The sequence below is a fragment of the Olsenella sp. oral taxon 807 genome (genome assembly GCF_001189515.2).
Lineage (GTDB): Bacteria > Actinomycetota > Coriobacteriia > Coriobacteriales > Atopobiaceae > Olsenella_F.
In genome coordinates this window covers 586,396-611,176 of record NZ_CP012069.2, presented here as the reverse complement: position 1 = coordinate 611,176, position 24,781 = coordinate 586,396, and the positions used below count along the sequence as shown (strand labels likewise).

Annotated in this window: 18 protein-coding genes; 6 read left to right on the top strand and 12 right to left on the bottom strand. The window is 59.7% G+C overall.

Translation table 11 applies throughout. The features are described from left to right. Window positions 1–16: 16 nt before the first annotated feature. The 3 genes from ADJ70_RS02585 to ADJ70_RS02575 form a co-directional block, all read right to left on the bottom strand. Entirely contained in the window at window positions 17–1,093 is a 1,077-nt protein-coding gene (locus ADJ70_RS02585) for an ABC transporter ATP-binding protein (RefSeq protein ID WP_050343233.1), read from the bottom strand. A 1-nt stretch (window position 1,094) separates the two neighbouring features. Continuing rightward, a complete protein-coding gene (locus tag ADJ70_RS02580; RefSeq protein WP_050343232.1) occupies window positions 1,095–2,816 on the bottom strand; it encodes an iron ABC transporter permease in 1,722 nt (573 codons plus the stop codon). A gap of 169 nt (window positions 2,817–2,985) precedes the next feature. Beyond that, window positions 2,986–4,143 (bottom strand): ABC transporter substrate-binding protein, encoded by a 1,158-nt coding sequence (locus ADJ70_RS02575; protein WP_050343230.1) that lies wholly within the window; start codon window positions 4,141–4,143, stop codon window positions 2,986–2,988. A gap of 561 nt (window positions 4,144–4,704) precedes the next feature. On the opposite strand from ADJ70_RS02575, the gene ADJ70_RS02570 reads away from it, so the two are divergent. Further along, on the top strand, window positions 4,705–5,823 hold the full coding sequence (locus tag ADJ70_RS02570) for a hypothetical protein (RefSeq protein ID WP_050343228.1): 1,119 nt from the start codon (window positions 4,705–4,707) through the stop codon (window positions 5,821–5,823). Between the two features lie 543 nt (window positions 5,824–6,366). Here the strand turns inward: ADJ70_RS02570 and ADJ70_RS02565 are convergent. Together ADJ70_RS02565 and ADJ70_RS02560 are read right to left on the bottom strand one after the other, a co-directional pair. Continuing rightward, window positions 6,367–7,215 carry a DegV family protein gene (locus tag ADJ70_RS02565; RefSeq protein WP_050343226.1) on the bottom strand — a complete coding sequence of 283 codons (849 nt, stop codon included), beginning with the start codon at window positions 7,213–7,215 and terminating at the stop codon, window positions 6,367–6,369. 108 nt (window positions 7,216–7,323) lie between these two features. Further along, window positions 7,324–7,761 carry a MarR family winged helix-turn-helix transcriptional regulator gene (locus tag ADJ70_RS02560; protein ID WP_050343224.1) on the bottom strand — a complete coding sequence of 146 codons (438 nt, stop codon included), beginning with the start codon at window positions 7,759–7,761 and terminating at the stop codon, window positions 7,324–7,326. A gap of 217 nt (window positions 7,762–7,978) precedes the next feature. On the opposite strand from ADJ70_RS02560, the gene ADJ70_RS02555 reads away from it, so the two are divergent. Then, window positions 7,979–9,481 (top strand): L,D-transpeptidase, encoded by a 1,503-nt coding sequence (locus ADJ70_RS02555; protein WP_050343222.1) that lies wholly within the window; start codon window positions 7,979–7,981, stop codon window positions 9,479–9,481. 159 nt (window positions 9,482–9,640) lie between these two features. Here the strand turns inward: ADJ70_RS02555 and ADJ70_RS15540 are convergent, their stop codons facing one another. The 4 genes from ADJ70_RS15540 to cysK form a co-directional block, all read right to left on the bottom strand. Then, window positions 9,641–11,149, bottom strand: a complete 1,509-nt coding sequence (locus ADJ70_RS15540; protein WP_172674429.1) for a type II CAAX prenyl endopeptidase Rce1 family protein — start codon at window positions 11,147–11,149, stop codon at window positions 9,641–9,643. 293 nt (window positions 11,150–11,442) lie between these two features. Continuing rightward, entirely contained in the window at window positions 11,443–12,420 is a 978-nt protein-coding gene (locus tag ADJ70_RS02545; RefSeq protein ID WP_216597302.1) for a CPBP family intramembrane glutamic endopeptidase, read from the bottom strand. A 118-nt stretch (window positions 12,421–12,538) separates the two neighbouring features. Continuing rightward, window positions 12,539–13,183 (bottom strand): serine O-acetyltransferase, encoded by a 645-nt coding sequence (gene cysE / locus ADJ70_RS02540; RefSeq protein ID WP_083443758.1) that lies wholly within the window; start codon window positions 13,181–13,183, stop codon window positions 12,539–12,541. A gap of 9 nt (window positions 13,184–13,192) precedes the next feature. Continuing rightward, window positions 13,193–14,104, bottom strand: a complete 912-nt coding sequence (cysK, locus tag ADJ70_RS02535) for a cysteine synthase A (RefSeq protein ID WP_083443757.1) — start codon at window positions 14,102–14,104, stop codon at window positions 13,193–13,195. 678 nt (window positions 14,105–14,782) lie between these two features. Between cysK and ADJ70_RS02530 the strand changes: the two genes are divergently transcribed. From ADJ70_RS02530 to ADJ70_RS02520, 3 genes are all read left to right on the top strand, one after another. Next, complete coding sequence (locus ADJ70_RS02530; protein ID WP_050343217.1) at window positions 14,783–15,859, top strand: 6-phosphofructokinase; 1,077 nt, start codon at window positions 14,783–14,785, stop codon at window positions 15,857–15,859. A gap of 428 nt (window positions 15,860–16,287) precedes the next feature. Further along, window positions 16,288–17,205 (top strand): class II glutamine amidotransferase, encoded by a 918-nt coding sequence (locus tag ADJ70_RS02525; protein ID WP_083444077.1) that lies wholly within the window; start codon window positions 16,288–16,290, stop codon window positions 17,203–17,205. Between the two features lie 271 nt (window positions 17,206–17,476). Then, window positions 17,477–18,445: a DNA polymerase gene (locus tag ADJ70_RS02520; protein WP_050343213.1), complete on the top strand. Its 969-nt coding sequence runs from the start codon at window positions 17,477–17,479 to the stop codon at window positions 18,443–18,445. Window positions 18,446–18,600: 155 nt separating this feature from the next. Here the strand turns inward: ADJ70_RS02520 and ADJ70_RS02515 are convergent, their stop codons facing one another. Continuing rightward, on the bottom strand, window positions 18,601–18,837 hold the full coding sequence (locus tag ADJ70_RS02515) for a hypothetical protein (protein WP_050343212.1): 237 nt from the start codon (window positions 18,835–18,837) through the stop codon (window positions 18,601–18,603). Between the two features lie 225 nt (window positions 18,838–19,062). Next, the gene (htpG, locus tag ADJ70_RS02510; RefSeq protein WP_050343210.1) at window positions 19,063–21,039 is read right to left on the bottom strand and encodes a molecular chaperone HtpG; all 1,977 of its coding nucleotides are present in this window, start codon (window positions 21,037–21,039) and stop codon (window positions 19,063–19,065) included. A 378-nt stretch (window positions 21,040–21,417) separates the two neighbouring features. Between htpG and ADJ70_RS02505 the strand changes: the two genes are divergently transcribed. Beyond that, window positions 21,418–22,140: a gamma-glutamyl-gamma-aminobutyrate hydrolase family protein gene (locus tag ADJ70_RS02505; protein WP_050343208.1), complete on the top strand. Its 723-nt coding sequence runs from the start codon at window positions 21,418–21,420 to the stop codon at window positions 22,138–22,140. A gap of 135 nt (window positions 22,141–22,275) precedes the next feature. On the opposite strand, the gene ADJ70_RS14450 is transcribed toward ADJ70_RS02505, so the two are convergent. Beyond that, on the bottom strand, window positions 22,276–24,426 hold the full coding sequence (locus ADJ70_RS14450; protein ID WP_157051367.1) for a zinc ribbon domain-containing protein: 2,151 nt from the start codon (window positions 24,424–24,426) through the stop codon (window positions 22,276–22,278). Between the last annotated feature and the right edge of the window lie 355 nt (window positions 24,427–24,781).

The window sequence follows — 24,781 nt, the reverse complement described above, 5'->3', positions numbered from 1 at the left end:
GGTCTTGACTATGGCTCTACAGCACATGGACGTCGTCTGGCGCGAAGGAGAGGAAGGCCTGCTCTCCCACCTCGTAGCTGCGCCTATTCTTAGGATTGAACTCGGTGACCTTCACCAGATGCTTTCCGCAGCGCAGCTGGTAGTCCTGGTAGTGGCCCATGAAGCGCGAGAGCGTGACCTCGCAGGGCATCACGCCCACCTCACCGACATGCGCGGACTCGGGACGCAGCACGAGCGTCACCTCATCACCGGTCGCCCTGCCGTTGACGCCCTCGACAGGCACGCTCTGCCCCTCGATGAGCGCGACGCCAGAGTTACCAGACACGCTCTGAAGGGTCCCGTGCAGGAAGTTGGACTCACCGATGAAGTCAGCCACGAACTCGTCTTGGGGGTGGTAGTAGACCTCCTTCGGACTGCCAATCTGGTCCACGAGCCCCCTCTTCATTACGATGATGCGATCCGAGAGGGCCATGGCCTCCGACTGGTCGTGCGTCACGTAGATGGCGGTAATGCCAGCCTCCTGTTGGATGCGGCGAATCTCACTGCGCATGTCCACACGCAACTTGGCGTCCAGGTTCGAGAGGGGCTCGTCGAAGAGCAGGACGCCAGGCTCGATGACCAAGGCACGCGCGAGGGCGACGCGTTGCTGCTGTCCCCCCGAAAGCTGGTTGGTCATGCGCCTCTCCATGCCCTCAAGGCCGACGAGCTCCAAGATGTGGCTCACCTTCTGCTCGATGGTCGCCTTGTCCATCTTGCGCAGCCTGAGGCCGTAGGCGACATTGTCAAAGATGTTGTAGTGTGGCAGCAGGGCGTAGCTCTGAAAGACCATGGCCGTGTCGCGCTTGTTGGGCGTGAGTGTGTTGATGGCCTCCCCTCCCAAGTAGACCTCACCCTCGTCCGGGCTCTCGAAGCCCGCCACCATACGCAAGATGGTGGTCTTCCCGCAACCGGAGGGTCCCAGAAGCGTCACGAACTCGCCCGGTCCAATGTCGATGGTAGCGTCACGAACAGCGTAGAAGTCCTTGCCGGTCTTGGGGTCCTGATAGATCTTCGAGATATGCTCCAGGCGAACGCCCTTCTTCTCTTTGGACATGCTATGCCTCCTCGTTGGCGGACTCAAGCCTCGCACTTGTGCCAAAGCGCCTGATGGCAAGGTTCATAAGGGCCACGGCACCATAGGTGATGCAGATGAGGACCGTCGCGAAGGCGCACGCGACGCCGTAGGCGCCCTTCTCGGCGAACTCGTTGATCTGTACCGTGATGAGCAAAAACTGTGGGGTCACAAGCAGGATGATCGCCGAGATAGCGGTGATCGAGCGCACGAACGAGGTCACGAGGCCAGAGAGGAACGAGTCCTTGATGAGCGGCAGCGTGACGGTCATGAAGACCTGCAAGGAATTGGCGCCCATGTCATAGGCGGACTCCTCGATGGACTTGTCTATCTGGCGCAGGGCAGATATGCCCGAGCGCGTGCCCGTGGGCAGCGACCTCACGATGAACACGATGATCAGGATGGCAGCGGTACCGTAGAGCCCCTGAAGAACGCCCGTATGGAAGATACCTCCCGAGAAGCCCCTGATGTAGCCCACGCCCAAGACGGTTCCGGGAACCGCCATGGCCAGCATCGACACGGCCTCGATGAAGCCGCGGGAACGGAATCTGCGCTTGACCACGAGGTATGAGATAACCATGGAGAGCAGCGCCGTAATGGGTGCGGCAATGAGAGAGAGCAGGAAGGAATCACGAAACGCCTGGAAGCCGTGGTGCATGGTGAACATCTGCTGGAACCACTTGGTCGTGAGCGTGAAGTCGTAGCCCCAGGTCTTGAACAGCGCGCCGAAGGGCACGCATATGTACATGAGCACGACGAACAGCGCAACTGCGGCACAGAGGACCGAGAGCGGGATGCGTACGGAGTTGTCGGTGATGAGCATGCGCGCACGACTCGCCTTGCCCGTGAGCGTCGCCGTCGCGCGGGCCTCGAGCACGTACTTTTGGACGACAAACATCGCCAGCGTGATGAGAAGGAGCACCACGGCCATCGCGGCAGCTCCCTGCTTGTCATAGGCGCCGGTGATCTGCAGGTAAATGGAGGTCGCCAGCGTGTCGAAGGAGCCACCTATGAGCATGGGATTGGCAAAGTCGGCGATGGACTCGATAAAGGTCACGAGGAAGGCGTTGCCAATGCCCGGCAGGACGAGCGGCAGCGTGACGGAGGTGAACACCTTCCAGCGCGACGCACCCATGTCGCGCGCGGCCTCCTCGAGCGAGGGGTCGATGTTCTTCAGGAGGCCCTTGAACATCATGTAGCACACCGGGAAGAAGGTCATCGTCTGCACAAGCGCTATGCCCCAGAAGCCGTATACGTTGTTGTCGTAGATACCCAACATATGACGGGTGATGATGCCTGCCTTGCCAAAGAGCATGATGACCGAAAGTGACAGCACGAAGGGCGGCGAGACCACCGGAAGCAGGGAGACCAGCTTGAAAAGCCCACTCATGAGGCGACTCTTGAGCTGCACGTACTCCTCAACATAGGCGAAGAGCAGACCGATGAGGGCGGCGGCCACGCCCACGAACAGCCCTAAGGACAGCGTGTTTGTGATAGCCGTGTCAAAGGTCGGCATGGCCAGCACACGAGCGAATACGTCGAGCGTGGGACCATGCTCGCCCACGACGCTGTCCACCATGAGTATGGCGAGCGGATAGAGGATGAACAGCGTGAGGAAGGCGATCAAAACCACGATCGTCGCCACCAGTATGGGGTCGGCCAGCAGCTTGCTGCGATCAAGCCGCGCCCCTTGGCTCTTTGCCACGAGCCCCTCCTTCTTGAGCCCTCAGACTCAGTTGCACTCAGTGTTGATCTTGCGCCACACCCCAAGCGCCCAGGCCAAGAAGAAGCTCGTCCGCCTGGCCTGGGCCATATACGATCATGGCACGTGTGGCAGGCGGACGCGCAACCCCAGCCGACGTGCTGTTGTGAGGCTACTCGGTCTGGAAGCGACTCGTATCGCCCGTGTTCGAGCCGGACTTCGCGAGCGCCTCCATGATGTCCTTCACGTATTCCTCGGTGTGCTCCTTGGCATCTGCGAAGTTATAGTCCATGACGTTGTTGGGGTCAAGACCGTACTCATTCACGACCTCGGGCTGCTTAGCGTCGTCGATGACGAGGAACTGGTAGGCACCGACCTTCTGAGCCTCATCCACGCACTGCGGGGAGAGTGCGTACTCAACCCACAGCTTAGCTGCGTCTTGGTGCTTTGCCCCTTTGAAGATGGCCGTGGCACCGACCTCATAGGACGCTCCCGAGGATGGAATCGCCAGGCCGATGTTGCCGTAACCGTTGTCCACTATCTGATAGACGGCGTCATGCAGAAAGCCGATGCCGATGACGCACTCGCCGGTGCCCACGTTCTTGGAGGGACCAGAGCCCGACTTTGTGTACACCGAGACGTTCTTGTCGAGATCGACGAGGTACTTGATGCCATTGTCCAGACCGTACTTCTGGATGACGGTGTTCAGCACGAGCTTGGCGGTTCCTGCAGTGTTATAGTTTGACATCCAGACGAGGCCCTTGTACTTCCCGTCGACGAGGTCGGGCCAGTCCTTGGGTGCCTCGAGGCCCTTGCGCTCAAGATCCTCCTTGTTGTAGAAGAAGCCCAAGATTCCCTTGTAGATACCATACCAGTTGCCATCGGGATCGCGAAACGTGTCAGAGATGAGGTGCGAGGCGTTCTTTGCCTGGTAAGGTTCCAAGATGCCCTTCGTGACGGCCACGTTGTAGGGATCGGTCGTCCCGCCAAACCACACATCCGCCGAGGGGTTCCCTTTCTCCTCCTCGACCTTGGACTCGACCTCGCCAGTAGAGAGACGCTGGAAGTCGGTCTTAATACCAAAGAGTTCCTGGAAGTGCTCGCAGCATCTGGCAAGGTGCTGCTCCTCACAGGACCCATAGACCACCAAAGCCCCATCCTTCTTGGCGGCGTCGATGAGGTCCTGGGAAGCGACGCGGGATAGATCCTCACCACTACCGGAGCCCGAAGAGCCACCTTTCCCACCCGAGCCGGAGCAGCCAGCCATCCCAATCGCCGTGGCAGCGGTTGCGGTCGCTACCAGGAAGTCCCTACGCGTGATATGTCTCATAGCATAACCCTTTCACTTAGCTGGTCTATGGAAACCGAACGAGGCCAGCTTCCCTTTCCAAGCATCGCATGAAACGCAGGTGTCCTCAAGAGGCAAATTTCCTCGAATCGGACGGACGGCAGAGATTGGGCCACCCAGAGGGGGGTGGGGGCGTGGGGGGCGTTAGTGCCCGCCAGCCTGCGGGGCACTAACCCAGCGGCGTTTGCCCAGTTGGCGAGAAAAAGAAGGTACCCGGGAATCTGGCGGGTGGTTCGGGCCACATCGGGCGGCGGTTCGGACCGCCGTGGCGGTTCGGGCGAGTCGCCGTGGCGGGAGGCTGCCGTTCACCCCTCATCTCATACCGTCTACCGATTGTCACTCAGCAAGTGCTCATATATCATCACAAAGCATCATGTTTTGTAGGTGCGCTGGTACATCGCCTCCTTGTAGTGCGCCACGATAGTCCCGCCCGACAGCTATCCTGGTGTTTCACATACCCCGTTTGCATCCCACGTGAATGTTGCACAAAACAAGCGTCTAGCTGCGGGTTCTCTCTTCATGCCAGAAAAAGTAGCATGAGGTATGGACATCACATTCTCACATACCACGTCCCTTGCGCTCATTCGTGCCTGGAGGCGCAGCCACCCAAAGCAGGGGCCGCCACAGGACCAGACGTTCCATCCAACGTGTACTGGCCGCTCTCGTCCGTGGACATCCGCTGAGCTCAAGAAGCGGATGCAGGCGATCGGCATTCAAGAGATACCCGGCGCATGGATGAAGCGTGGTCTTACGGTGCTTTGCAGCGATAAGGCGGGAAGACCCAAGACACAGATCCTGCGCGGACGGGTTTCTCGCCCGAGGCCAAAGGGTCAGTACTTTCTTGAGCTAGCCCCAGCAACATATGTATGTAATGCCGCCCTCACGCTCACGCAACTTACCGAAAGGCTCTCCCTGCCACAACTCATCAGCCTTGCAACCGAGCTTGAGGGAAGCTATGCGTTGGGACCTTTTGGCATCGCAGGCGAACAGGCTAACTTCAGCATCAAGCCTTTTGTAAACAAGGACGTGCTACTGCTCCAGCTCCTCCAGCTGCCACAGAGCAGGGCAACCCGCCTTGCGACCCGCGCGACTATCCTCTCTCGCCCCAATGCATGGTCTCCTCAGGAGGCGGTGCTTGCTACGATGATCATGCTCTCGCCAGGGGAGGGCGGCTATGGACTCGGTCCCGTAACCTTGAATCCACGTATACAGTCGAGCGGCGGGCTTCCAATGACTCGCTCGTCCCGTGTACCCGACATCGTGTTTGACGACACGCCTCTCGCTCTTAATTACGATGGAAGTGACCATCTAAACCTCGTCGGACTCGAGCGCGCGACCCTTGGCCTTGGCGCAGATCCTGGAAGTTCACGCATGGCAGCGGTCGTCGAGCAGCTGCGTCAACAGGTTCGTAAGAAGTACGTGGACGATCGGCGACGGGACCGCGACCTGTTGGTTGCTGGACTTGAGGTACCTGTAGTGACCAACGAGGACATTTCTGGAATTGATGCCCTCGATCTGCTCATGGCACAACTCATCGCCCGCCTTGAGCGACTGGTGGGCAGACGGTTCAACACGCAGAGAGCGGCTCTTGAGGATCCACGGCTCACGGCGCTCAGAGCACGAACGCTGCAGGAACTGTTAGCGCGGCACAAAAGCAGGTGAGGCAGATGAGCCACCGGTCTGCAACCGCCCCCCTCTCTCTTGGCCGCCCGACGCCACCCGAACCGCCCGCCACGGCGGACCGAACCGCCCGCCAGATTCCCGGGTACCTTCTTTTTCTCGCCAACTGGGCAAACGCCGTTGGGTTAGTGCCCCGCAGGCTGGCGGGCACTAACCGGTTCCGCTTCCACGGCCGTCCGACGCCACCGGAACCGCCCGCCAGATTCCCGGGTACCTTCTTTTTCTCGCCAACTGGGCAAACGCCGTTGGGTTAGTGCCCCGCAGGCTGGCGGGCACTAACCGGTTCCGCTTCCACGGCCGTCCGACGCCACCGGAACCGCCCGCCAGATTCCCGGGTACCTTCTTTTTCTCGCCAACTGGGCAAACGTCGTTGGGTTAGTGCCCCGCAGGCTGGCGGGGGGATCTGGCGAACGGGGACCTGGCGGGCGCAGGCTGGCGGGGGGATCTGACGAACGGGGACCTGGCGGGCCTGACTGGCGGAAGGTTCCGACGGGCGGGCCGCACCAGCCCACCGCACGCCAGCGCCTACTTGCCCTTCGCGAAGAACGCCACCGCTATGCCGTTGGGACCGGCGTGCGTACCGATAGTCGCCCCAATGGAGACCGTCGGCAACTCATCCACATGATCCTCCCAAAGACTGCGACTATCGCGGATGTACTTGTCGAGCAGGGCCGAACTCATGCCGGAATAGCCGACGGCAAGCGGCAGCGAGAAGTCAACCCCACCTGCGGCTTCGATCTGCTCACTTAGGAGGTTACGTCCGTTCTTGGATCCGCGCGCCTTTCCCAAGAGGATCATCTCGCCATTTTGGCAGGCTAATACCGGCTTGATGGAGAGCATAGCTCCAAGCGCACCGGCAAGCCCGGATACACGTCCACCCTTACGCAGGTACTCAAGAGTGTCGAGCAGCGCGACCATCTGCACGTCACCCCGGCTGCCCTCGATTGTCGTGACGACCTCGTCCAAGCCAGAACCCGCAGCCACCAGGTGGTTAGCCAGCTCAACCAGAATGCGCTCGCCAAGACTCACATTAAGCGTATCGATGACACGGACACGATCTCCATACTCGCCTGCCGCCACACACGCACTCTGATAGGTGCCCGACAGCTTAGAGGATACCGTCATCACAACGGCCTCATCGCCCTCGCCCAACGCAGACTCAAGCACCTGCGTAAAACCGTACGGCGTAACCTGACCCGTCGTGGGCAGGCTGTCCGACTCAACCAGCATCTCGTAGAAGCGGTCATGTGTGAGGTCAACACCATCCTGATAGGTGACGTTGCCAAAGCTCACAGACATAGGGGCAACGAACACCCCGTTCATTTCGCTCTGACCGATATCAGCCGCCGAGTCGCAGATGATCTTAAGTGCCATGCTGATCCTCCTTCGAGAGAGCCGTTGTCAGCTAGGACCAGTGTAGCGCGACCTTAGGCGCAATGAGGCGCAAGTCCCCCGGCGGTCCCGCACACATCCCCACCCTCCCTACTCAATGCCCTCTAGGTTGTCGACAATGGCATCAAGCGCACGATACATAGCCTCACGATCTTCGGGTGACACACCTTCAATCGCATGATTTACGACACTGTCAATGACGCCATCGGACTCGCGCATCGCAAGCATGCCCCTCTCAGTGAGAAGGATTGGCACGCGATAGCCTCTGCACCCCTTCGTCCCCCCGCTCCTCACGAGGCCGCGCTCCCCCAAGTGCGCGAGTATGCGCGAAACAGCTGCTCTGTCCACCCCGATCAGTCGTGCAAGTTCAGCGGAAGTAATGCCCTCGGGGTGCTTTTTGAGGTAGTATAAACACATGGTGTCGCTGCCTTTGAGGCCCATACGTCCCATCTCTTGTCCCTTGATGCGACTGATCTCCTTGTTTGCCAGCGATATGATTCCGACGAAGCTCTCGAATTGAGTGCTCATATGTCTCTTCTCCCATGCGATGATCCAGTCCGACCTAATTGAACGAAGCGCCGCTGCGTTGGCACATCAGCCCTTATACCACAAATACTAATGCGAGACAGGAGTAAAAAGCGTAATGGCAGCCCATGCGAACAACACTAATCGACCCCATCCGCTCGTCGCAAAGCCGCGTCAGACAACCGAGCGGTTACGTAACGCAGGGCAGCACAGCGCGCGAATGACCACGCCTAAGGCTGAGTCACATGCCAAAGGCACCACCACCCCTGCACACGCCGCAAAACCGCACGAGACGGCCACCCATGCCCCATCCGATACCAAGGCCACACACGCCAAGCCCGATGAGGAGCCCAACCGTCACATCGCCAAACGCGTCGCGATCGGTGCTGCCACCATCCTCGCACTCCTCATTGCCTGCTATGGAGCGGGATGCGCCTACTTCTCGAGCCACTTCGTGCCGGGAACCACCGTCGACGGCATGGATGCCTCCAACCTAAGCCAAGACGAGCTCGCAGCCAAGATCGACCGAATCGCGGAGACTTGGAGCTCCCACATCACGGGAAACGGACTCGACCTCACGCTCGCCGAAGGTGACGTGGGGCTCACGGCAGATGGAACCCTAAGAGCCACAGCCGCCAGAGCCGAGGTCGACCCTAAGCGCTGGCCCCTAGAACTCCTCTCCCCCAAGCAGATTGAGACGGGTACGGGTGTTTCACTCGATGACACGCGGCTGCAAGCGACCATGCAGGCAGCCATCGACACGGTCAACGCCACTGCCGCCCAACCGACTGACGCCTACGTCACGTACGACGAGGGTATGGGGACTTTTGTGATCAGGGACGCCACCATCGGTGGTGTGATAGATGCGACATCCGCGATCGATACCGTCAAAACAAGTGCGCTCTGCCTCAGACAGAGCCTCGAGCTGGGAGAGGCACAACTGGTCAAGCCCCAACTCACATCCGATAGTCCCGATCTCATCGCGGCGCGGGATGCCGCAAACAGAGTTCTCTCGCTTGAGATTCCCCTGACCAAAGGAGGGCAGGAGCTAACGCGCGTCTCCAAAGACCAGATCGCACGATGGGTCAGCGTTGGCGAGGACATGCAACTTGACGTCGATGTGGACGCCATTGACGACTGGGCGAGCGAAAGCCTGAGCGATAAGGTTGCTAGCTCCGATGAGGTCCACGATTACGATGTCGACAGCACGTCCGTAGCGTCGAGCATTGCTGACAACCTGCATCGTTGTGCCGCAGACACCATTGAGATCCCCTTGGCCATCACAGGCGAGAGGCCTGCCGAATCAGAGGGGGCGCGCGAGCGTGGGCGCCATATCGACATCAACCTCTCGACACAGTACGCGCGCTTCTATGGCGGTGATGGCACGGTCATCTGGCGCAGCTACCTTGTCTCGGGCAACACCAGCAAGAGGCATGGTACGCCCACCGGCGAGTATTCCATCCTCAACAAGGCAACCAACCAGACCCTCATCGGTGCCGACGAGAACCACGACAACAAACCGGACTATAAGAGCCATGTGAACTACTGGATGCCGTTTTTGGGCAACGCCTACGGCCTACATGACGCGAGCTGGCGCAGCCGTTTTGGGGGCAGCATATACAGCTACGCCGGAAGCCATGGCTGCATCAACCTCCCACGTGAGAAGGCGGCAGAACTCTTTGACCTTGTGAATGTGGGTGACAAGGTTAATATTCACTGGTAGTAGACGGGTAGGTCATCATGGACAGGCAAGCGCGAACCCAAAATCATGCCGCCGCAGCGTGAGGTCCGCTGCGGCGTGAGGCCTGTGGTCCGTTGACACGACGAGGTAGCTGCACCGATAGAGGGCGGCAGCACGTCATGTCTACCTGAGGGAACGTGACTAGCTGTATGCGAAGGCTGTCCTTGCTCCAAACGCCGCACTCGTCCAACAGGGATCCATGAACTCGCCGCACTGAGGCAGCTGCTCTTGGCGAAGCGTTCGCATTGCGGTGACGAGGGCCGGAATATACAGGGCGATCAACACAGAGTACATTACGATGGTGGTCATGGCGGCCTGACTGTCCGCTGTAACGTACTGCACCTCACCTTGCTCAGACCCATTCAGCATGTATGGAAGCACCATGAGGACAAAGTCTGTGAACCCGTGGAAGACTGCCACACCCGTAAGGTTGCGCTGATGTATGGCGCATACACCAAACACGAAACCGAGGACTCCGGTCTGAGCGACCTTGAGAATAGCTTGAGTAGCTTGCAACCTATCAGACCAATCAGTATCTTGCCCAATCAGATGCGCCGCACCAAAAAGGAGCGAGCTGATGAGGAGCGCCTTCAGAACTCCATCGCGTCGCTCCCCCAAGGGGGCAAGAAGTCCGTTTAGGATGATCCCACGAAACACTATCTCCTCGAACATGCCGATCATCATACAGAGTAACAAGATGTGAAGTAGGTAGAGAGGCCAGTTAGGGCTAAGAAAATAGTCTCCCGTCGTAAAGGCAAGCAGCTGAAGCGCGACCTCAAGTCCAGACACCACGACAAGCCAGCGCAATCTGTGAAAGGTATCGACAATGGAAGCAAGTTGTGGTCTCATGAGGCTCGCCCCACCCAAGGCATGGCAGGCGATGACTGCAGCGATCACTCCACCCAACTCGAGAGGAAGCATCGTCACAAGATATCCGTCAGTTGTCTTCCATAGACCCCATATCTGCCCCAAACCATATAGGAGACCACCGCCGAGAAGAACCCCGTGAAAGCTTGCCACGAAGCCCAAGATGAGGGCGGCGACACAGGTACGTCCACCGTAACGCGGCGCTCTGTACGTGGTCCCATAGGACATGGAGCTGCCATAGCCCATCGTGGCGCGTGTCGCGCCATATCTGTTGGTAGACGCAGGCGCGCCAGCGTAACCATTGGGTGCGGTAAAGCCATATCCACTGGGAGCACCAGCGCCGTAGGGCGCGCCGTAGCCGGCGGGCGTTCCGTAACTACCGCCGTTGGCGGACATGCCGTAGCCAGCGGGCGCGCTGTAGCGGCCGTTGTTGGCGGGCGCCCCGTAACCACCGTTGGCGGGCGTGCCGTAGCCGCCGGTTGGTGCGCCGTTGCTGGCGGGCGCGCCGTAGCTGCCGTTGTTGGCGGGTGCTCCGTAGCGGCCGGTTGGTGCGCCATAGCCGGCGTTGGCGGACATGCCGTAGCCAGCGGGCGCTCCGTAACCGCCGCTGGCGGGCGCTCCGTAACCGACGGGCGCTCCTCTAAAGGACCCAGTCGATTGCCCCTCGGAGAACTGAGCAGCAAGAAGATCAATCGGGTCTGGCTGCGGAGACTGCTGGAACGAATCTGGCTGCCCAGACGGTCCCGACTGCTGTGTGACCTGCGCCTGCCAATCTGAACCCATCGGTTGCGATGGACCGCTCGATTGCGCCGCCTGAGGTGACGACATGGACCACGCTTGGCCCCTCGACCTCCTACGACGGTTAGGAGACGGCTCGGGTTGTGTCAGCTGCGTCATGATACTCCTTGGTGTATGCGTTCCTCCAAAGAGGATACCCGAACACGGTGTCTACTGCCGATGAGATACGCCGCTTCATGCAGGGTCACCACGCTCTTCACGACAACATGCGTCATCGTAAAGCAGCCGCTGATAGGCGACACGGGCCTCGTATGACACGACAACAGCCCGCTCTGAGCTCAGCCAATCTCATCGCCAGAAGAACTCTGCCCACACTCATCGGCCAGCTCGCCTGCGACCTGCCCATCCGTCGACTCGCACGCGCTGACCCCCACGACACCACCTGCGGCAGGGCGGCCCACCCTCTGTCCGACCACATAGGCACAGACGCATGCAGCGACCAAGACCACGCACGCAAGCGCCGTGCCCTCAATGCCAAAGCCCACGTTATATGCAAGGCTATCGGCTGCCCCCTCGTCGAGCTTGAAGATGGAAAAGGGAGCGACGCTACCGCTGTTTGGCAGCCCCAGCAGTATGTTCTGTGTAAAGTTCCACGACGTGTGTATCGCCGCCACCATCCAAAAGCTGTTGAAGTAGTAGACACACATCGAGAACAAGAGGCCCACAAGAAAGATATTGAGTACCGAGAGGGCGGTCACGCCATTGTTCATGAGGTGAAGCACCGCAAACAGCGCGGGGTTTCCCACGAGGGCCACGGCTGGGCGCGCATAGGCATCCCGAAGCCTCTGGTACATGAACACCCTGCACGCCAGCTCCTCGGCAGAGGACTGTATAAGCACGCCAACAAAGAGGATCACCGTGGGTAGAAGGTCAACGCCATCAAAGCAAAGACGGATGTCGCCATGAAGCAGAGCGACCAGGGCACAAAATCCGTTCAGGACAAAGCCGATGAGGAGCCCCAACGCAAACATCAAGGGCCGGTTTCCCTCTGCCCTCGAACCGAGCCAGCTCAGTATCGGTCGGTTCTTCTGCGTGAACATCATGTAGGCAGCAAAGACCAGCCAAATCCCCACAAACACGTAATACATGCGTCCGGTCTCCACCACCGGATCGTAGTCTGGCAGTGGCAGAAGGGATATGAGCACAGAACCGACGATTTGCCCCACACTCAACAGCGCGACCGTCAGGATTGCCGTGATGAAGAAGGTATCCGTAAAACTGCGCCTCTGCACAATGCTGCGACTCTGTCCATCCATCTGCACTCACACTCCTGCGTACGTCCCCGCCTCACCCGAGCGAATACCATACCGTAAGCGACTCACCCTATCAAACATACGTACAACTCTCCATAACCATCCGATGACCGCGACGGCGCTATAGCGCGCAGGACCAGCGCACATCCTCGCTATCCGTATTGACGGGCGGCACGAGCGACAGTTCGCAGCACCCCCCACGACAGCGATCGCCTATGACGCGCGCGGGAACGCCCGCTACCGTCACGCCCTCGGGCACGTCGTGGATCACGACCGCGCCTGCGCCAACCTTGCTGTGGCTGCCGACATGAATATCGCCCAGGACGATGGCCCCTGCGCCCACCATCACGTCGTCACCGAGCGTCGGGTGGCGCCTGCCGCCGTGATGGCCGGTCATGCCGAGGGTGACTCCCTGATAGACCATGCAATCGTCACCGATGACAGACGTCTGTCCTATCACGAGACCAAAGCCGTGGTCAATAACAAAGCGCCTTCCGATGGTGGCCGCCGGATGAATGTCAATCCCATAGCGCCTACGCGTGCGCTGCGCAAAGAGGATCGCGAGACGGCGCAGGCCCCTTTCCCAGAGCCAGTGCTGCCACCGGTAGGCCCAAACGACGTGGAGACCCGTCGCAAAGAGTACGACGTCAAGCGCAGAGCTCGCACTCGGATCGCGCCTGAGCACCGCCCGCACGTCTTCCCACGCTCGTGACCACAAAGGAGGGTGCCTCTCGGGCGGTGACACCACGCCCATCATCGCAGGCATCAAACTCACCTACAGCCCCATCGAGAGGTAGCGCTCTCCGGTGTCGGGGAGCACAGCCACTATCGTCGTGTCAGCGTAGTCGAGGCGCTCGGCCAACACCCTCGCAACCTCGACTGCAGCGCCCGAGCTGATGCCCACGAGCAGACCCACCTCCTCTGCAAGGCGTCGCCTCATGGCTATGGCACGCTCGGAGGTCACGGGCACGACCTCGTCTACCACACTGGCATCATAGGTCACAGGAACAAATCCCGCACCGATGCCCTGGATGCGATGAGCCCCAGCGGGCTTGCCGGCCAGCACCTGACTCTCGGAGGGCTCGACGGCGATGGCGCGAACGGAGGGCCTCTTCTCCTTGAGGAATCTCCCTGCACCGGAGATGGTACCGCCCGTGCCCACGCCAGCAACGAGGACGTCCACGTCACCCTCGGTGTCGGCCCAGATCTCGGGACCGGTCATCTCGTAGTGCGCCTGTGGGTTTGCCGGATTCACGAACTGACCCACAACGATGGCGCCGGGTGTCTCGTCCCTCAGCTCGTCAGCGCGCCTGACGGCACCGCTCATGCCCTCGCCGCCTGGCGTAAGGACAATCTGTGCCCCGTAGCTCGCCGCAAGCTTGCGACGCTCGACGGACATGGTCTCGGGCATAACGAGAACTGCCTTGTACCCTCGCCTCGCTGCGAGCATCGCCAGACCGACACCGGTGTTTCCAGATGTAGGCTCGATCACGGTGCCACCAGGCATGAGGCTGCCGTCGGCCTCTGCAGCGTCCAGCATGGTGAGCACGATGCGGTCCTTCACCGAACCCCCAGGATTGCTTGCCTCGTATTTTCCAAGGATGGTAGCCTTGCCACCCGCAATGGCAGAGAGATCGATAAGTGGGGTTGATCCGATGATTGCCTCAATTGTATGTGCGTATCTCATGATATCCTCCAAAGGATTGTGCGAAAGCCCGTGAGGCCCGCCCAGTCGGGCGCCGCGATCCCTGCGACGGGCGCCATACCGGCAACAGCCACGCCGGATGGTCGAACCCGTGCACAATAAAAAAGGACGCTCACGCGTCCCCTCTCGACTGTCTGTTTTTGATGGGTGTCCCGAACACGGACAGCGACTTCGCGCGTCAGCGACAGGCACCCTCCACACAGGACAAGAGGGGCAAGAACTTCTCGCGACAACATGTGCAACCCTGCAATGCCATCATTGGTTCACGCATATGCCGCCCCTCCTCATCTTGTCTATCGCCAAGGGGTCCTACCCCCTTACGCACATTGCTACCCTACGGTCTGGAACGAGTAATGTCAAGTGTCATGGTGGGAATTAACAGCTTGACAATGTATGTCAACGGAGCATAGGCGACAGATGCGTCGCGCACGCCAACGTCCTCAAACCTCATGCTCGAACATAGAGCTTGCGTGCGGGCTACGCATGCGCCAATCGCTGGACACCTCACTGCCCTACCCCACAAGGCCTCTGTCAACGTACCTCGAGCAACCACTTGCAGATACACGGAGAGTCCACGGCAGCATGGTCGCTCAGTTGTGCCAGAATCAAATGGACTGCAACGCGCCGCCACACTCCGGCGCCTAGGGGAGAGGAAGCACCATGCTCAGGATCGGACTGCTGACCAGCGGAGGAGACTGCCAGGCCCTGAACGCCACCATGCGCGGCATCGTGAAGACCATCATCCGGCAATCCAAGGGTCCCGTTGAGATCTACGGCTTTCTTGACGGCTACCACGGCCTCATCCATAGCAAATTCCTGCAGATGACCTGGGCGGACTTCTCAAACATCCACACCCAAGGCGGTACCATCCTCGGCACGAGCCGCACCCCCTTCAAGCTGCTCGACACACCCGAGGCGGACGGTGTCAACAAGGTCGCAGCCATGAAGCAGACCTACTACAAGCTGCAAATCGACTGCCTATTCATGCTCGGCGGCAACGGTTCAACCAAGACGGCAAACCGCCTGCGCGAGGAGGGGCTCAACGTCATCGCCCTACCTAAGACCATCGACAACGACACCTGGGGCACAGACATCACCTTTGGCTTCACAAGCGCGATCGACGTCGCAACCACCTTCATTGATGAGATCAAAACTACGGCAAGCTCGCACGGTCGTGTCTTTGTGATCGAGATCATGGGACACAGGGTGGGATGGATCCCCCTTCACGCGGGAGTCGCGGGCGGCGCGGATGTCATCTTGCTTCCCGAGATCCCCTACGAGATGAAGAACGTTATCGAGGCCATCGAGCGGCGCGAGGCGGCGGGCGGCCGCTTCGCAATCGTCGCCGTAGCCGAGGGAGCTATCTCGAAGAAGGAAGCCGCACTCCCCAAAAAGGAGTACAAGAAAATCGTTGCGGAGCGCAAGTACTCCGTTGCCTATGACATTGCCAACGAAATAGCCGAGCGCACAGGGCGCGAGGTTCGCGTGGGTGTTCCCGGACATACCCAGCGTGGTGGCGCGCCTGACGCCCAGGATCGTATCTTTGCGGTACAGTGCGGCGTCGAGGCAGCCCGCGGTTGTCTCGAGGGCACGTACGGCTTCATGGTCGCCAAGGTCAACAACAAGATGTGTCGCGTCCCACTCAAGGAGGTAGCGGGCAAGCTCAAGTATGTAGACCCCAAGAGCGACCTCGTCAGGGAGGCCAAGTTCATGGGCATCAGCTTCGGTGACGAATAGAGACAAAGGACAAACGTCCTTCGACCCCACGTCAGGTCATGGGAACCGGGTAGCCCGTCAGTCCACTAAGGCGCTCCAAGACGCATGGTGGCCTTGATGGGCTACCCCTTTTTACTGCATGCCAGCGCTGGATTGGCTGCATGCCAGCGTGGGAGAGTTCCTTGAGGCTCCTGTAGCCTTCGGGCAACGTAGGGGCGTCTACGCGTCTACTCGACAAAATGTAACGAAGACGTAATGTGCTTTACGGCTTATTGATAGATACATATGGATAGAATCGTAGCGCGTCAGATGAAGTAAGCTCAATGGTGCGCGGCGTTTGTAGAAGGGAAGTGGACGTATGCAATTCGCAATGATAAGCAGTGACACATGCTGTTGTCGGATGTGCGAACGTGCCTACGTCCTGTAATCCGTCGTCGATCGGACTTCCCATGTGCGAGCTCTTTGCCGTCAATTCGGCTACTCCTGTACGTGTCAATCGCTACCTTACAGAATTTTTTGGACACAGTCATGCGAATCCGCACGGCTGGGGCGTTTCTCTTCGTACGCCAGCCGAAGGCATGGTGGGCGACGATGGCGTCACCCTCTGGCGCGAGCCCCTTCCCGCATACGAGTCTGCACTCGCAGCACGGCTCTTGTCGAGGCCTATGGAGGCCCGTCACCTACAGGCACACATTCGCAAGGCTACCTGCGGAACGCTCGATGTCGCCAACTGCCATCCCTTCCTGGCGACTGATGTCACGGGGCGCAGCTGGACACTTATCCACAATGGCATTCTCTTTAACGAGGGACTGCTCTGGGGATACGAGCAGCGTGAGGTGGGCCAGACCGACTCGGAGCGCATCCTACTCTTCCTGATCGATGTCATTGACGAGGCGGCGGCGCGCCAGGGTGGGAGGCTTGACTTCATTGATACTTTCGACGTGCTCGCCGGGGCGATAGTCCAGCTCGGTAACCACAACAAGCTCAACCTCATCTTGGATGACGGTGCGTACACCTACGTGCATACCAACACCTCTGAGGTCACGCTGTATGCTCGCGAGGTCACAGCTGAGGAGGCAGGTATAGGCAACACCGGAAAGGTAGGCAGCGATACGAGGGACACTGCGAGCGCATCGGGCATCATCTTCTCCACCCTCCCGCTTGGGGGCGAGAACGAGAGGAACGCATGGCGCCCTGTGCCACGCCACCGCCTCATCGCCTACAAGGACGGTAGGCTACGGCGGACGTCGACACCCCACGGCAACGTGTTTTGCGAGGCCATCCTCGACGCCCACCGTGCCTTGGGTGATGTTTGGGACCCCACAGCAGCTACTGCTGCTCCCGTAACCGCGACCACCGCAGCCTAACCCATGCCCCGCAGGTTCTGAGGCACAATAGCTTTGGCCCCAACTGGGCAAACGCCTTTATGTGAGTGCCTGCGGATTCTGGGATATTATCCGCTGCTTTGCACAGACCGACTGGCACAAAGTGGTGAGGGCGTGAGTGGTGAGGGCGTGAGTGGTGAGGGCGTGGCGGATGGGTATCTCGGACGAAGAAGTCCCCATGCAGCTACACTTGACATCAAGAGCCTCGGCTCTGTGATGCGTCACAAGCAAACACGACCACAAGGGTATCCACATGAACCTCTCCCAGGCACTTGAACACGCGAACGCCCTCGTCTTTCCCGGCTTTCTCTCGGATGACGAGACGCTCACCGCAGAGCGCGAGAAGAACGAGGAGGCCATCGGCCTTCTGATGGACGCGTGGGCGAACGCGCCTGCGGGCAAGGAGCCCTTTTCGTTTGACCTCGTTCGCAACCTTGCCGATCGCAATCGTACGAGCTGTGACAGCTATGGAGTCGAGCGCCTGCGCGACGTCGCCCCAACCACCCTTTCGCGCAAACTCTCCGGTGATGACCTGATCCGTGGTGTGGCGGCCCTCCAGCACCGCAGTGTGGAGGAGGTCATAAAGGTCGCAGGTCCCAGTGGCCAAGATCTTGGCGTGGCCTACGTGGAGGCACCCGTCTCGGGCATCGTTTGCGGCATTGACATAGAGACAACCGATCGCGATCCCTCGCGTGGCTACATCATCAACATAGGCATCGAATTCATGAGGCTTACGCCGGCGGCAAAGCCCGAGCATCCCTTTAGTTCCTATTGCGGTATCCCTGAGCTCTACCGGGAAAAGGGTGTTCCCCTTGCCTTCGTGCATCACATCAGCTGGGACGATCTCGCAGGTAAGAAGCCACTGCGCCAGCACAACAAGATGCAGCGGGCCATCCTTGCGACACTCGAGATGTACCCCTTTATGGCACACAACGCGTCCTTCGAGGATTCCTGGTTCATGATGCAGATCGATGGCTACGCGGAGGCCCGCAAGGCAGGTCGAATCACTCCCATCGACACGCGCGACATCTGTCGACGCATCGATCCCGAATACAAGACCCTCCCCCACGACTCGAAGCCCGCCACGCTCGAGAACTGGGCACGGCGACGCGGTACGCTCAAGGCCAACCAAAAGGAGACGCATCTCGGCCTCGAGGACGTCGACCTCATGTTCCGCACGGTTCAAGCAGAGTTTGCCGAAAGGAACATGTTCTCCTCATAGGAACGTCTGGCGCAATAGCGCATCAACCTCAGAGGGTATCTCTCAAACGAAACGTCAACGAGCTAAGGGCCAAAAAAGAGAGGGACCAACAACAGCGCTGCCGGTCCCCCCTCAAGGCCTTTGCTGCAACTCGAATCTAACGATTGACACGAGACCTACGCCTCGAAGTCTGCGGCCTCACTCTTCGTGAGGGGCTTGATGTCCTCGCTGGGATATGGCGAGTCCGCTCCACCGAGACCCACCACGAAGTACAGGCCCTGCTTAGTCTGGTAGAGAATCTCCTCGTAGCCCGCAGAATCGCCGAACTCACCGATGGTGCGCTTCGCAACCTCAGTCGATTTCTCGGTATCGTAAGTGCGCCGCTTGCCCTCGAAAGTCTTGACCTTACGCATGCTGTATCCAATCACTCTGTTTGACACTCATCAACTCTCACGGATATTTTACTACCGCTGGTAGAAATGTAGCGTAACTACATATACATATCTATACACACCAGTTCTCGAAACCTACTTTTCACATCAGCAGCGAGCGATCAAGCAGTGAGCGTCACCATCGCTGCGTCGGTAGCAACGAGACCGACCGGGAAAAGGCAGGATTCCACAGCAGGCACCCTCACCCTACATGAGCTTGGCGACGTTTCTCGCAAACTCAACGGGGTCATCAACGGGAAGTCCCTCGACAAGCAGCGCCTGATCGTAGAGGATCGATCCCAGAAGCGCAAGGCGGTCCTTGTCACCTGCCTCCTTAGCCGCAACGAGCTTGGCAAAGACTGGATGGGTGGCGTTGAGCTGCAGGACGCGCTGGGCCTTGGGTGCGCTTGCCGCGTCGGCGTCGGGACCCTGGCTGATGACACGCTCCATCTCGAGGGAGACGGGTCCCTCGGACGCTATCGTCGCTGGGGCGTCGCCGAGTCCCGCCGCGACCCTCACACTTGTGACCTTGTCGCCGAGACTCTCCTTCAAGTCGTCAAAGAGTTCCTGGTGCTCGCTCGTGGCCTTCTCGGCTTCGGCCTTCTCGTCATCGGTCGCAAAGTCGAGGTCGGCGTTTGCGACGTTCGCGAGCTCGAGGTCGCGCTCCTTTGCACCCTCGTGCTCAGAGTCGCCCTCAGTGCCATCCTGGTGCCAGCTTCGCATGACCTGAAACATGAACTCGTCCACGTCCTGTGTGCACAGGAGCACGTCAAAGCCATGGTCAAGCGCGGAGCGCACGGCAGGCACCTGCTCTAGGCGCTCGCGCGAGTCCCCTGCGGCAAAGTAGATCTTGTCCTGCCCCTCAGGCATCGCGTCTGCGTATTCGGCGAAGGTCACCTGCTTGCCCTCTTGGGCCGACCAGAAGAGCAGGAGGTCTGCGAGATCAGCCGCCTTCATGCCATAGGAGTTGTAGATGCCGAACTTGATCCCACGCCCGAAGTTCTCGAAGAAGGTCTCGTAGGACTCTCGATCGTTGTCACGCATATCCTCGAGCTCGGAGTGAATCTTCTTCTCGACGCGGCGGGCTATGGCGCGAAGCTGAGAGTTCTGTTGCAGGGTCTCGCGGGAGATGTTGAGCGAGACGTCCGGGCTGTCCACGACGCCGTGCACGAAGTTGTAGTAATCAGGCACGAGGTCCGCACACTTCTCTTGGATGAGGACGTTCGAACTATAGAGCGCAAGGCCCTTCTCGTAGTCCTTACTGTAGAGGTCGAAGGGGCGCCGACTGGGAATGAAGAGCAGGGCGTCATACGAGAGTGCGCCCTCGGCATGAAAGCTGACGGTGCGAGCTGGATCCGACCAGTCGTGGAAGGTCGACTGATAGAACTCGTTGTAGTCCTCCTGCTTGACCTCGCTCTGGCGCTTCTTCCAGATGGGAGTCATGGAATTTAGGGTATCGAGCTCTTGGTAGTCCTCATACTCGGGCTTGTAGTCGTCAGGCGCGTCTTCTGGTTTGGGCTTCTGGCGGCTCTTGGTGACCATCATCTGGATGGGATGGCGCACGTAGTTTGAATAGCGCGTCACAAGGTCTCTGAGCCCTCCCTCAGAGAGGTACTGGTCAGTGTCGTCGCTCTCGCTGGACTCACGGAGAAAGAGAATCACGTCGGTGCCATGCTCCTCGGCGCCGCTCCGCTCCCCCTCCCCCGCAGGCTCGATGCTGTAGCCTCTCACGCCATCGGACTCCCATACGAAGGCCTCGTCAGCCCCGAGCGCACGACTCACGACACGCACCTTGGTCGCAACCATGAAGCTCGAGTAGAAGCCGACGCCAAACTGGCCGATGATGTCGATGTCCTCGCCCTGGCGGTCCGCGTTGGCCTCCCTAAACTGCTCGGAGCCGGAGTGGGCGATGGTACCGAGGTTCTCGTCGAGCTCCGCCTTGGTCATGCCAATGCCGTTGTCGCTTACCGTAACGCTGCGGGCCTCCTTGTCAAAGGACAGCCTGATAGCAAGCGTGGACTGGTCGACACCAAGGTCAGGGTTCTTGATCGCTTCGAAGCTCAACTTATCGAGGGCATCCGAGGCGTTGGAGATGAGCTCACGCAGGAAGATCTCCTTGTTGGTGTAGATCGAGTTGATCATGAGGTCGAGCAGCTTCTTGCTCTCTGTCTTGAATTGCTTCATAGGTCATGTGGTCCTTTCCCTCAAAGGCAGCGACGTGGCCTGGCGTCACACCCACCGCACGTATACCAAGGAAGGTTCTACCCACCCGCTCACCACGCAAACGCTGGAAAGTCCAAAATCTTAGCTATACACACTTAGATCTGTGTCGACAGGTTCTTGACATGAATGGGCTGGCCAGAGAGTCGCATGTCTTGGAAGGAAGCTGTTACAGGGTCATTACCGACGCACGGCCAAGCCAATGGCATTCCCAAGCGTCTGGCGTCAAGGTGATAGATTCTGAGCGATTTCATAAGCCTCCACGCCAGTCTCCAATGATCGCGCTAGGCTAGACGCGCAGGCAGTCATCTCACGACAGCACACAGTCAGGAGCAGACGCGCATGAAGCCAATCATCGGGGTTACGCCACACTATGAGGGCAACGAAAGGGTGCTCGGGGTGAGACCGGGATACTTTTCCGTCCTCAGAGCCTGCGGCGGCCTGCCCCTCATGCTGCCCTTGACCGATGACGCACGCGACATTGACCAGCTGCTTGGCCTCGTGAACGGCATCCTTGTCACCGGAGGGGTCGACATAAATCCCGCGACCTACGGAGAAGAGCCTCTCCCCCAGGTCAATCCACCCTTCGATGACCTTGACCAGTTCGAGATCTCCCTCATCAGACGTGCGATCGACAGGGATCTGCCCGTCTTTGGCATCTGCCGTGGCATGCAGGCGATCAACGTCGCCTTGGGAGGTACGCTCTACCAGGACCTTCCCAGCCAGTACCACACAGGGTGCCCTCACTTCATGGAGCCGCCCCTCGAGCGCATGTCACACCGTGTGACCCTGCTTGAGGGCGGTTACCTCAAGCATCTGCTGGGCGAAGAGACAATCGGCGTCAACAGTAGGCACCACCAGGCCATTCGCAAGCTTGCTGATGGTTTGGCGCGGGCAGCGGTTTCTGATGACGGGATCATCGAGGCCATCGAGATGCCCGAGAGGCGCTTTGTCCGCGCCGTCCAGTGGCATCCCGAGCTCATGTGGCGACATGATGACAGGCAGCAGAGGATCATTCGACACTTTGTGGAGGCCTGTCGCCAAGGAAGCGGAGGCGCAACATAGAGCCAGACCGAACGACTCCTGGAAGCTCCTCTCGCACCGCTATGACCCTACGATCGGTAGCCCTCAGTCGGTTGGGCTTGATCTATCCCGTGTCACACCGATAGGCCCCAACAGCACGGGAAAGGCGTAAGTCCCTCAGGCATGACTTCCCTGGAGAAGCTTCGAGCCGTTCACAACGTCCCTCGTCAGTGGATTGCCTCCCAGCTCCGCGAGCGTCTCAACCACCCGCTCGCGCTGAGCGCGATAGTCCTTAGCATAGCCTTTCGCGTTGTCTGGGACGAGAGACTCAATACCCTCAGCCAACGAAGGCAACCCCCTGCGTGCGTCGTTGAACGAATCGATCGCAGCATTGAGCGCCGTGGCAGCATCATTGGCCTTCGCCGCATCCTGGGCCTGTATGGCATCAAGGATATCTTGAAGCGCAGTGACCATGGTGCTCGCCCTCTCGACGGTCGTCTGATAGCTAGAGAGATTCGCCGAGGGGAGCTTCTCTCGCGCCGCCCTGAGGTCATCCGACATACTGGCCTGGTACTTCTTGGCACTCTCGAGGTCGTTTATCATAGTCGTAGTGTCGATCTGGTCGATATAGCGCGACGAGCTGTTCAGGGTGTTCACCGCATTATCGGATGAGTCCAGGAAGAGCGAGCTATCTGCCATGAGGTGAGCCAGCTCCTCTGCAGCCGACTGGACGTCGGCCAGCGAGTTAACGAGTTGGCTACCGGCGTCGATCATACCTCTACGGGCATCAAGTCCATCCTGGAGCACGTCGAGGGTATGCCTCGCGTCATCATCAAGAGCCCACCCATCAGACTTCGCCGACTCAAGGCTCCTGCGAGCGTCAGTCAAGCTGGAGGATGCCTCGTCGAGTCCGCGTTTCGCCGTGTCGGTCTTATCAGCTTTCGCCGTGTCGGTCTTATCAGGGAGCAGGTATGAGTGGTTGAGCTCGGCAACGCTATCGAGACGCTGGAGACCCTCGTCACATGCAACCATGGATTGCGTCGTGGCAACGATTGCGTCGCGTGCGGCCTCCTCACGCGAATGCTTGTACACAAAAAATCCAAGTACCGCTAAGACGACAAGGAGGACCACTCCAATGCCCGCCGCCACCTTTCTTTTGGGAGATCTCCTCGTGGCAGCTGAATCGACAGTAGCTGCGGTCGAAGCTCCCGGCATCGGGGAGTCTCCCGTCGGCCGCAAGTCTACCGGCATGATGGGTGCATTGGCAGACGAGGCAGGAGCATTCGTATCTGGCTCAGAGACGCCGAGGTATGGAATAGGGGCACCACCGGAGACTGCGGGCGCCTCGCCACCGGAGGCTGAGGCGAAAGCCGCAGGCGGGGCGGGCGCGTCTACGGGCGCGTCTACGGGCGAGGCGGGCGCGTCGCCACCGGAGGCTGAGGCGAAAGCCGCAGGCGGGGCGGGCGCGTCTACGGGCGAGGCGGGCGCGTCGCCACCGGAGGCTGCGGCGAAAGCTGCGGGCGGGATGGCGGGCGCGTCAGCGGGCGGAACAGTCGCGTCATCACCGGAAGCTGAGGTGAAAGCTGCAGGCGGGACAGTCGCGTCGACGGGCGCATCAGCGGGCGGGGCGGGCGCGTCGACGGGCACATCAGCGGGCGCGTCGCCACCGGAGGCTGAGGCGAAAGCTGCAGGCGCGTCGTCGACGTCAAGTACCTTAGCGAACCACCGATCATCAGTATCAGCAGACACGCTAGAGATATCGGCATCCGAAGGCGAGGTGGCTGTCACAGGTGCCTGGGCAACGGCATCGGATGCCCCGGTAACACCCCCACCGTATGGGGGAACGAAAGCGAATGGCTGGGCGCTCGCGCTAGCAATACCATCTGTGTTGAACGCTTCAGCGCCACCTGAGACGTCTGACGGACCCAAGACATCACTGGCAGGAAGGGGACCACTGGGAGTATCTACGGTGCCAGCATCGGGCGCAACACCGGATTGCTCTGGGGACGGACCCCAACCCATGGCTGGCGACACAGAGGGGGCCATAGGCTCGGGGATCGCGGCCGTGTCTGCCCCACCCCAGATAGCCGTCGGATTGTCGGATGACACGGTCTCTCCGCTCGCGGCCGCCACGTCGAGCGCACCTGGTACGGGAGCAGCGGCCTCGGGCAAGGGGGCCTCGGGCGCAACCTGACCCACCGGCATAACCGGCAGACCATCCCCCGCTACCAAGAAGTCCTCATCTGTGGGTGCCCCACACGCCGTGCAAAAGTTGTCGTCAGGGCCGAGTTGCGTCCCGCACCTGCGACAGAACTTGTATTCGGACATGTTGGAACACTCCTTGCTCTCTGCATTAAGGCCACAGTTGCATAGTACGATAGCATAACGATATGTCCGGGGCGGAACGGACCCTCTCACCAAAGTTACGGACACCTCCGTGACCAAGAGCCCTAAGACCCAGTGATCAGAAAAACCGAAAGCGTGCTGCGCTGACCACCAGCCCCTGAATCAGGACCCAGGAATCTGCCTCTCATCCAGGTATCTGCCACTCGAACCTTGCGCAAGATGCCACAGAACAGCCGCTGATCACCGCACACCCACCAGGCCGACCGTGCGCGTAAAAGACCGCTCGGACGCACAGACAATGAGCCATACTTGACCCAACAAGGTAACTGGCATCCGC

What these genes read in the sequence shown, in the direction of transcription:
- ADJ70_RS02585 (WP_050343233.1), bottom strand. Translation starts at nt 1,093, where the DNA reads ATGTCCAAAGAGAAGAAGGGCGTTCGCCTGGAGCATATCTCGAAGATC.
- ADJ70_RS02575 (WP_050343230.1), bottom strand. Translation starts at nt 4,143, where the DNA reads ATGAGACATATCACGCGTAGGGACTTCCTGGTAGCGACCGCAACCGCT.
- ADJ70_RS02570 (WP_050343228.1), top strand. Translation starts at nt 4,705, where the DNA reads ATGGACATCACATTCTCACATACCACGTCCCTTGCGCTCATTCGTGCC.
- ADJ70_RS02565 (WP_050343226.1), bottom strand. Translation starts at nt 7,215, where the DNA reads ATGGCACTTAAGATCATCTGCGACTCGGCGGCTGATATCGGTCAGAGC.
- ADJ70_RS02560 (WP_050343224.1), bottom strand. Translation starts at nt 7,761, where the DNA reads ATGAGCACTCAATTCGAGAGCTTCGTCGGAATCATATCGCTGGCAAAC.
- ADJ70_RS02555 (WP_050343222.1), top strand. Translation starts at nt 7,979, where the DNA reads ATGACCACGCCTAAGGCTGAGTCACATGCCAAAGGCACCACCACCCCT.
- ADJ70_RS15540 (WP_172674429.1), bottom strand. Translation starts at nt 11,149, where the DNA reads ATGGGTTCAGATTGGCAGGCGCAGGTCACACAGCAGTCGGGACCGTCT.
- ADJ70_RS02545 (WP_216597302.1), bottom strand. Translation starts at nt 12,420, where the DNA reads ATGGATGGACAGAGTCGCAGCATTGTGCAGAGGCGCAGTTTTACGGAT.
- cysE (WP_083443758.1), bottom strand. Translation starts at nt 13,183, where the DNA reads ATGCCTGCGATGATGGGCGTGGTGTCACCGCCCGAGAGGCACCCTCCT.
- cysK (WP_083443757.1), bottom strand. Translation starts at nt 14,104, where the DNA reads ATGAGATACGCACATACAATTGAGGCAATCATCGGATCAACCCCACTT.
- ADJ70_RS02530 (WP_050343217.1), top strand. Translation starts at nt 14,783, where the DNA reads ATGCTCAGGATCGGACTGCTGACCAGCGGAGGAGACTGCCAGGCCCTG.
- ADJ70_RS02525 (WP_083444077.1), top strand. Translation starts at nt 16,288, where the DNA reads ATGTGCGAGCTCTTTGCCGTCAATTCGGCTACTCCTGTACGTGTCAAT.
- ADJ70_RS02520 (WP_050343213.1), top strand. Translation starts at nt 17,477, where the DNA reads ATGAACCTCTCCCAGGCACTTGAACACGCGAACGCCCTCGTCTTTCCC.
- ADJ70_RS02515 (WP_050343212.1), bottom strand. Translation starts at nt 18,837, where the DNA reads ATGCGTAAGGTCAAGACTTTCGAGGGCAAGCGGCGCACTTACGATACC.
- htpG (WP_050343210.1), bottom strand. Translation starts at nt 21,039, where the DNA reads ATGAAGCAATTCAAGACAGAGAGCAAGAAGCTGCTCGACCTCATGATC.
- ADJ70_RS02505 (WP_050343208.1), top strand. Translation starts at nt 21,418, where the DNA reads ATGAAGCCAATCATCGGGGTTACGCCACACTATGAGGGCAACGAAAGG.
- ADJ70_RS14450 (WP_157051367.1), bottom strand. Translation starts at nt 24,426, where the DNA reads ATGTCCGAATACAAGTTCTGTCGCAGGTGCGGGACGCAACTCGGCCCT.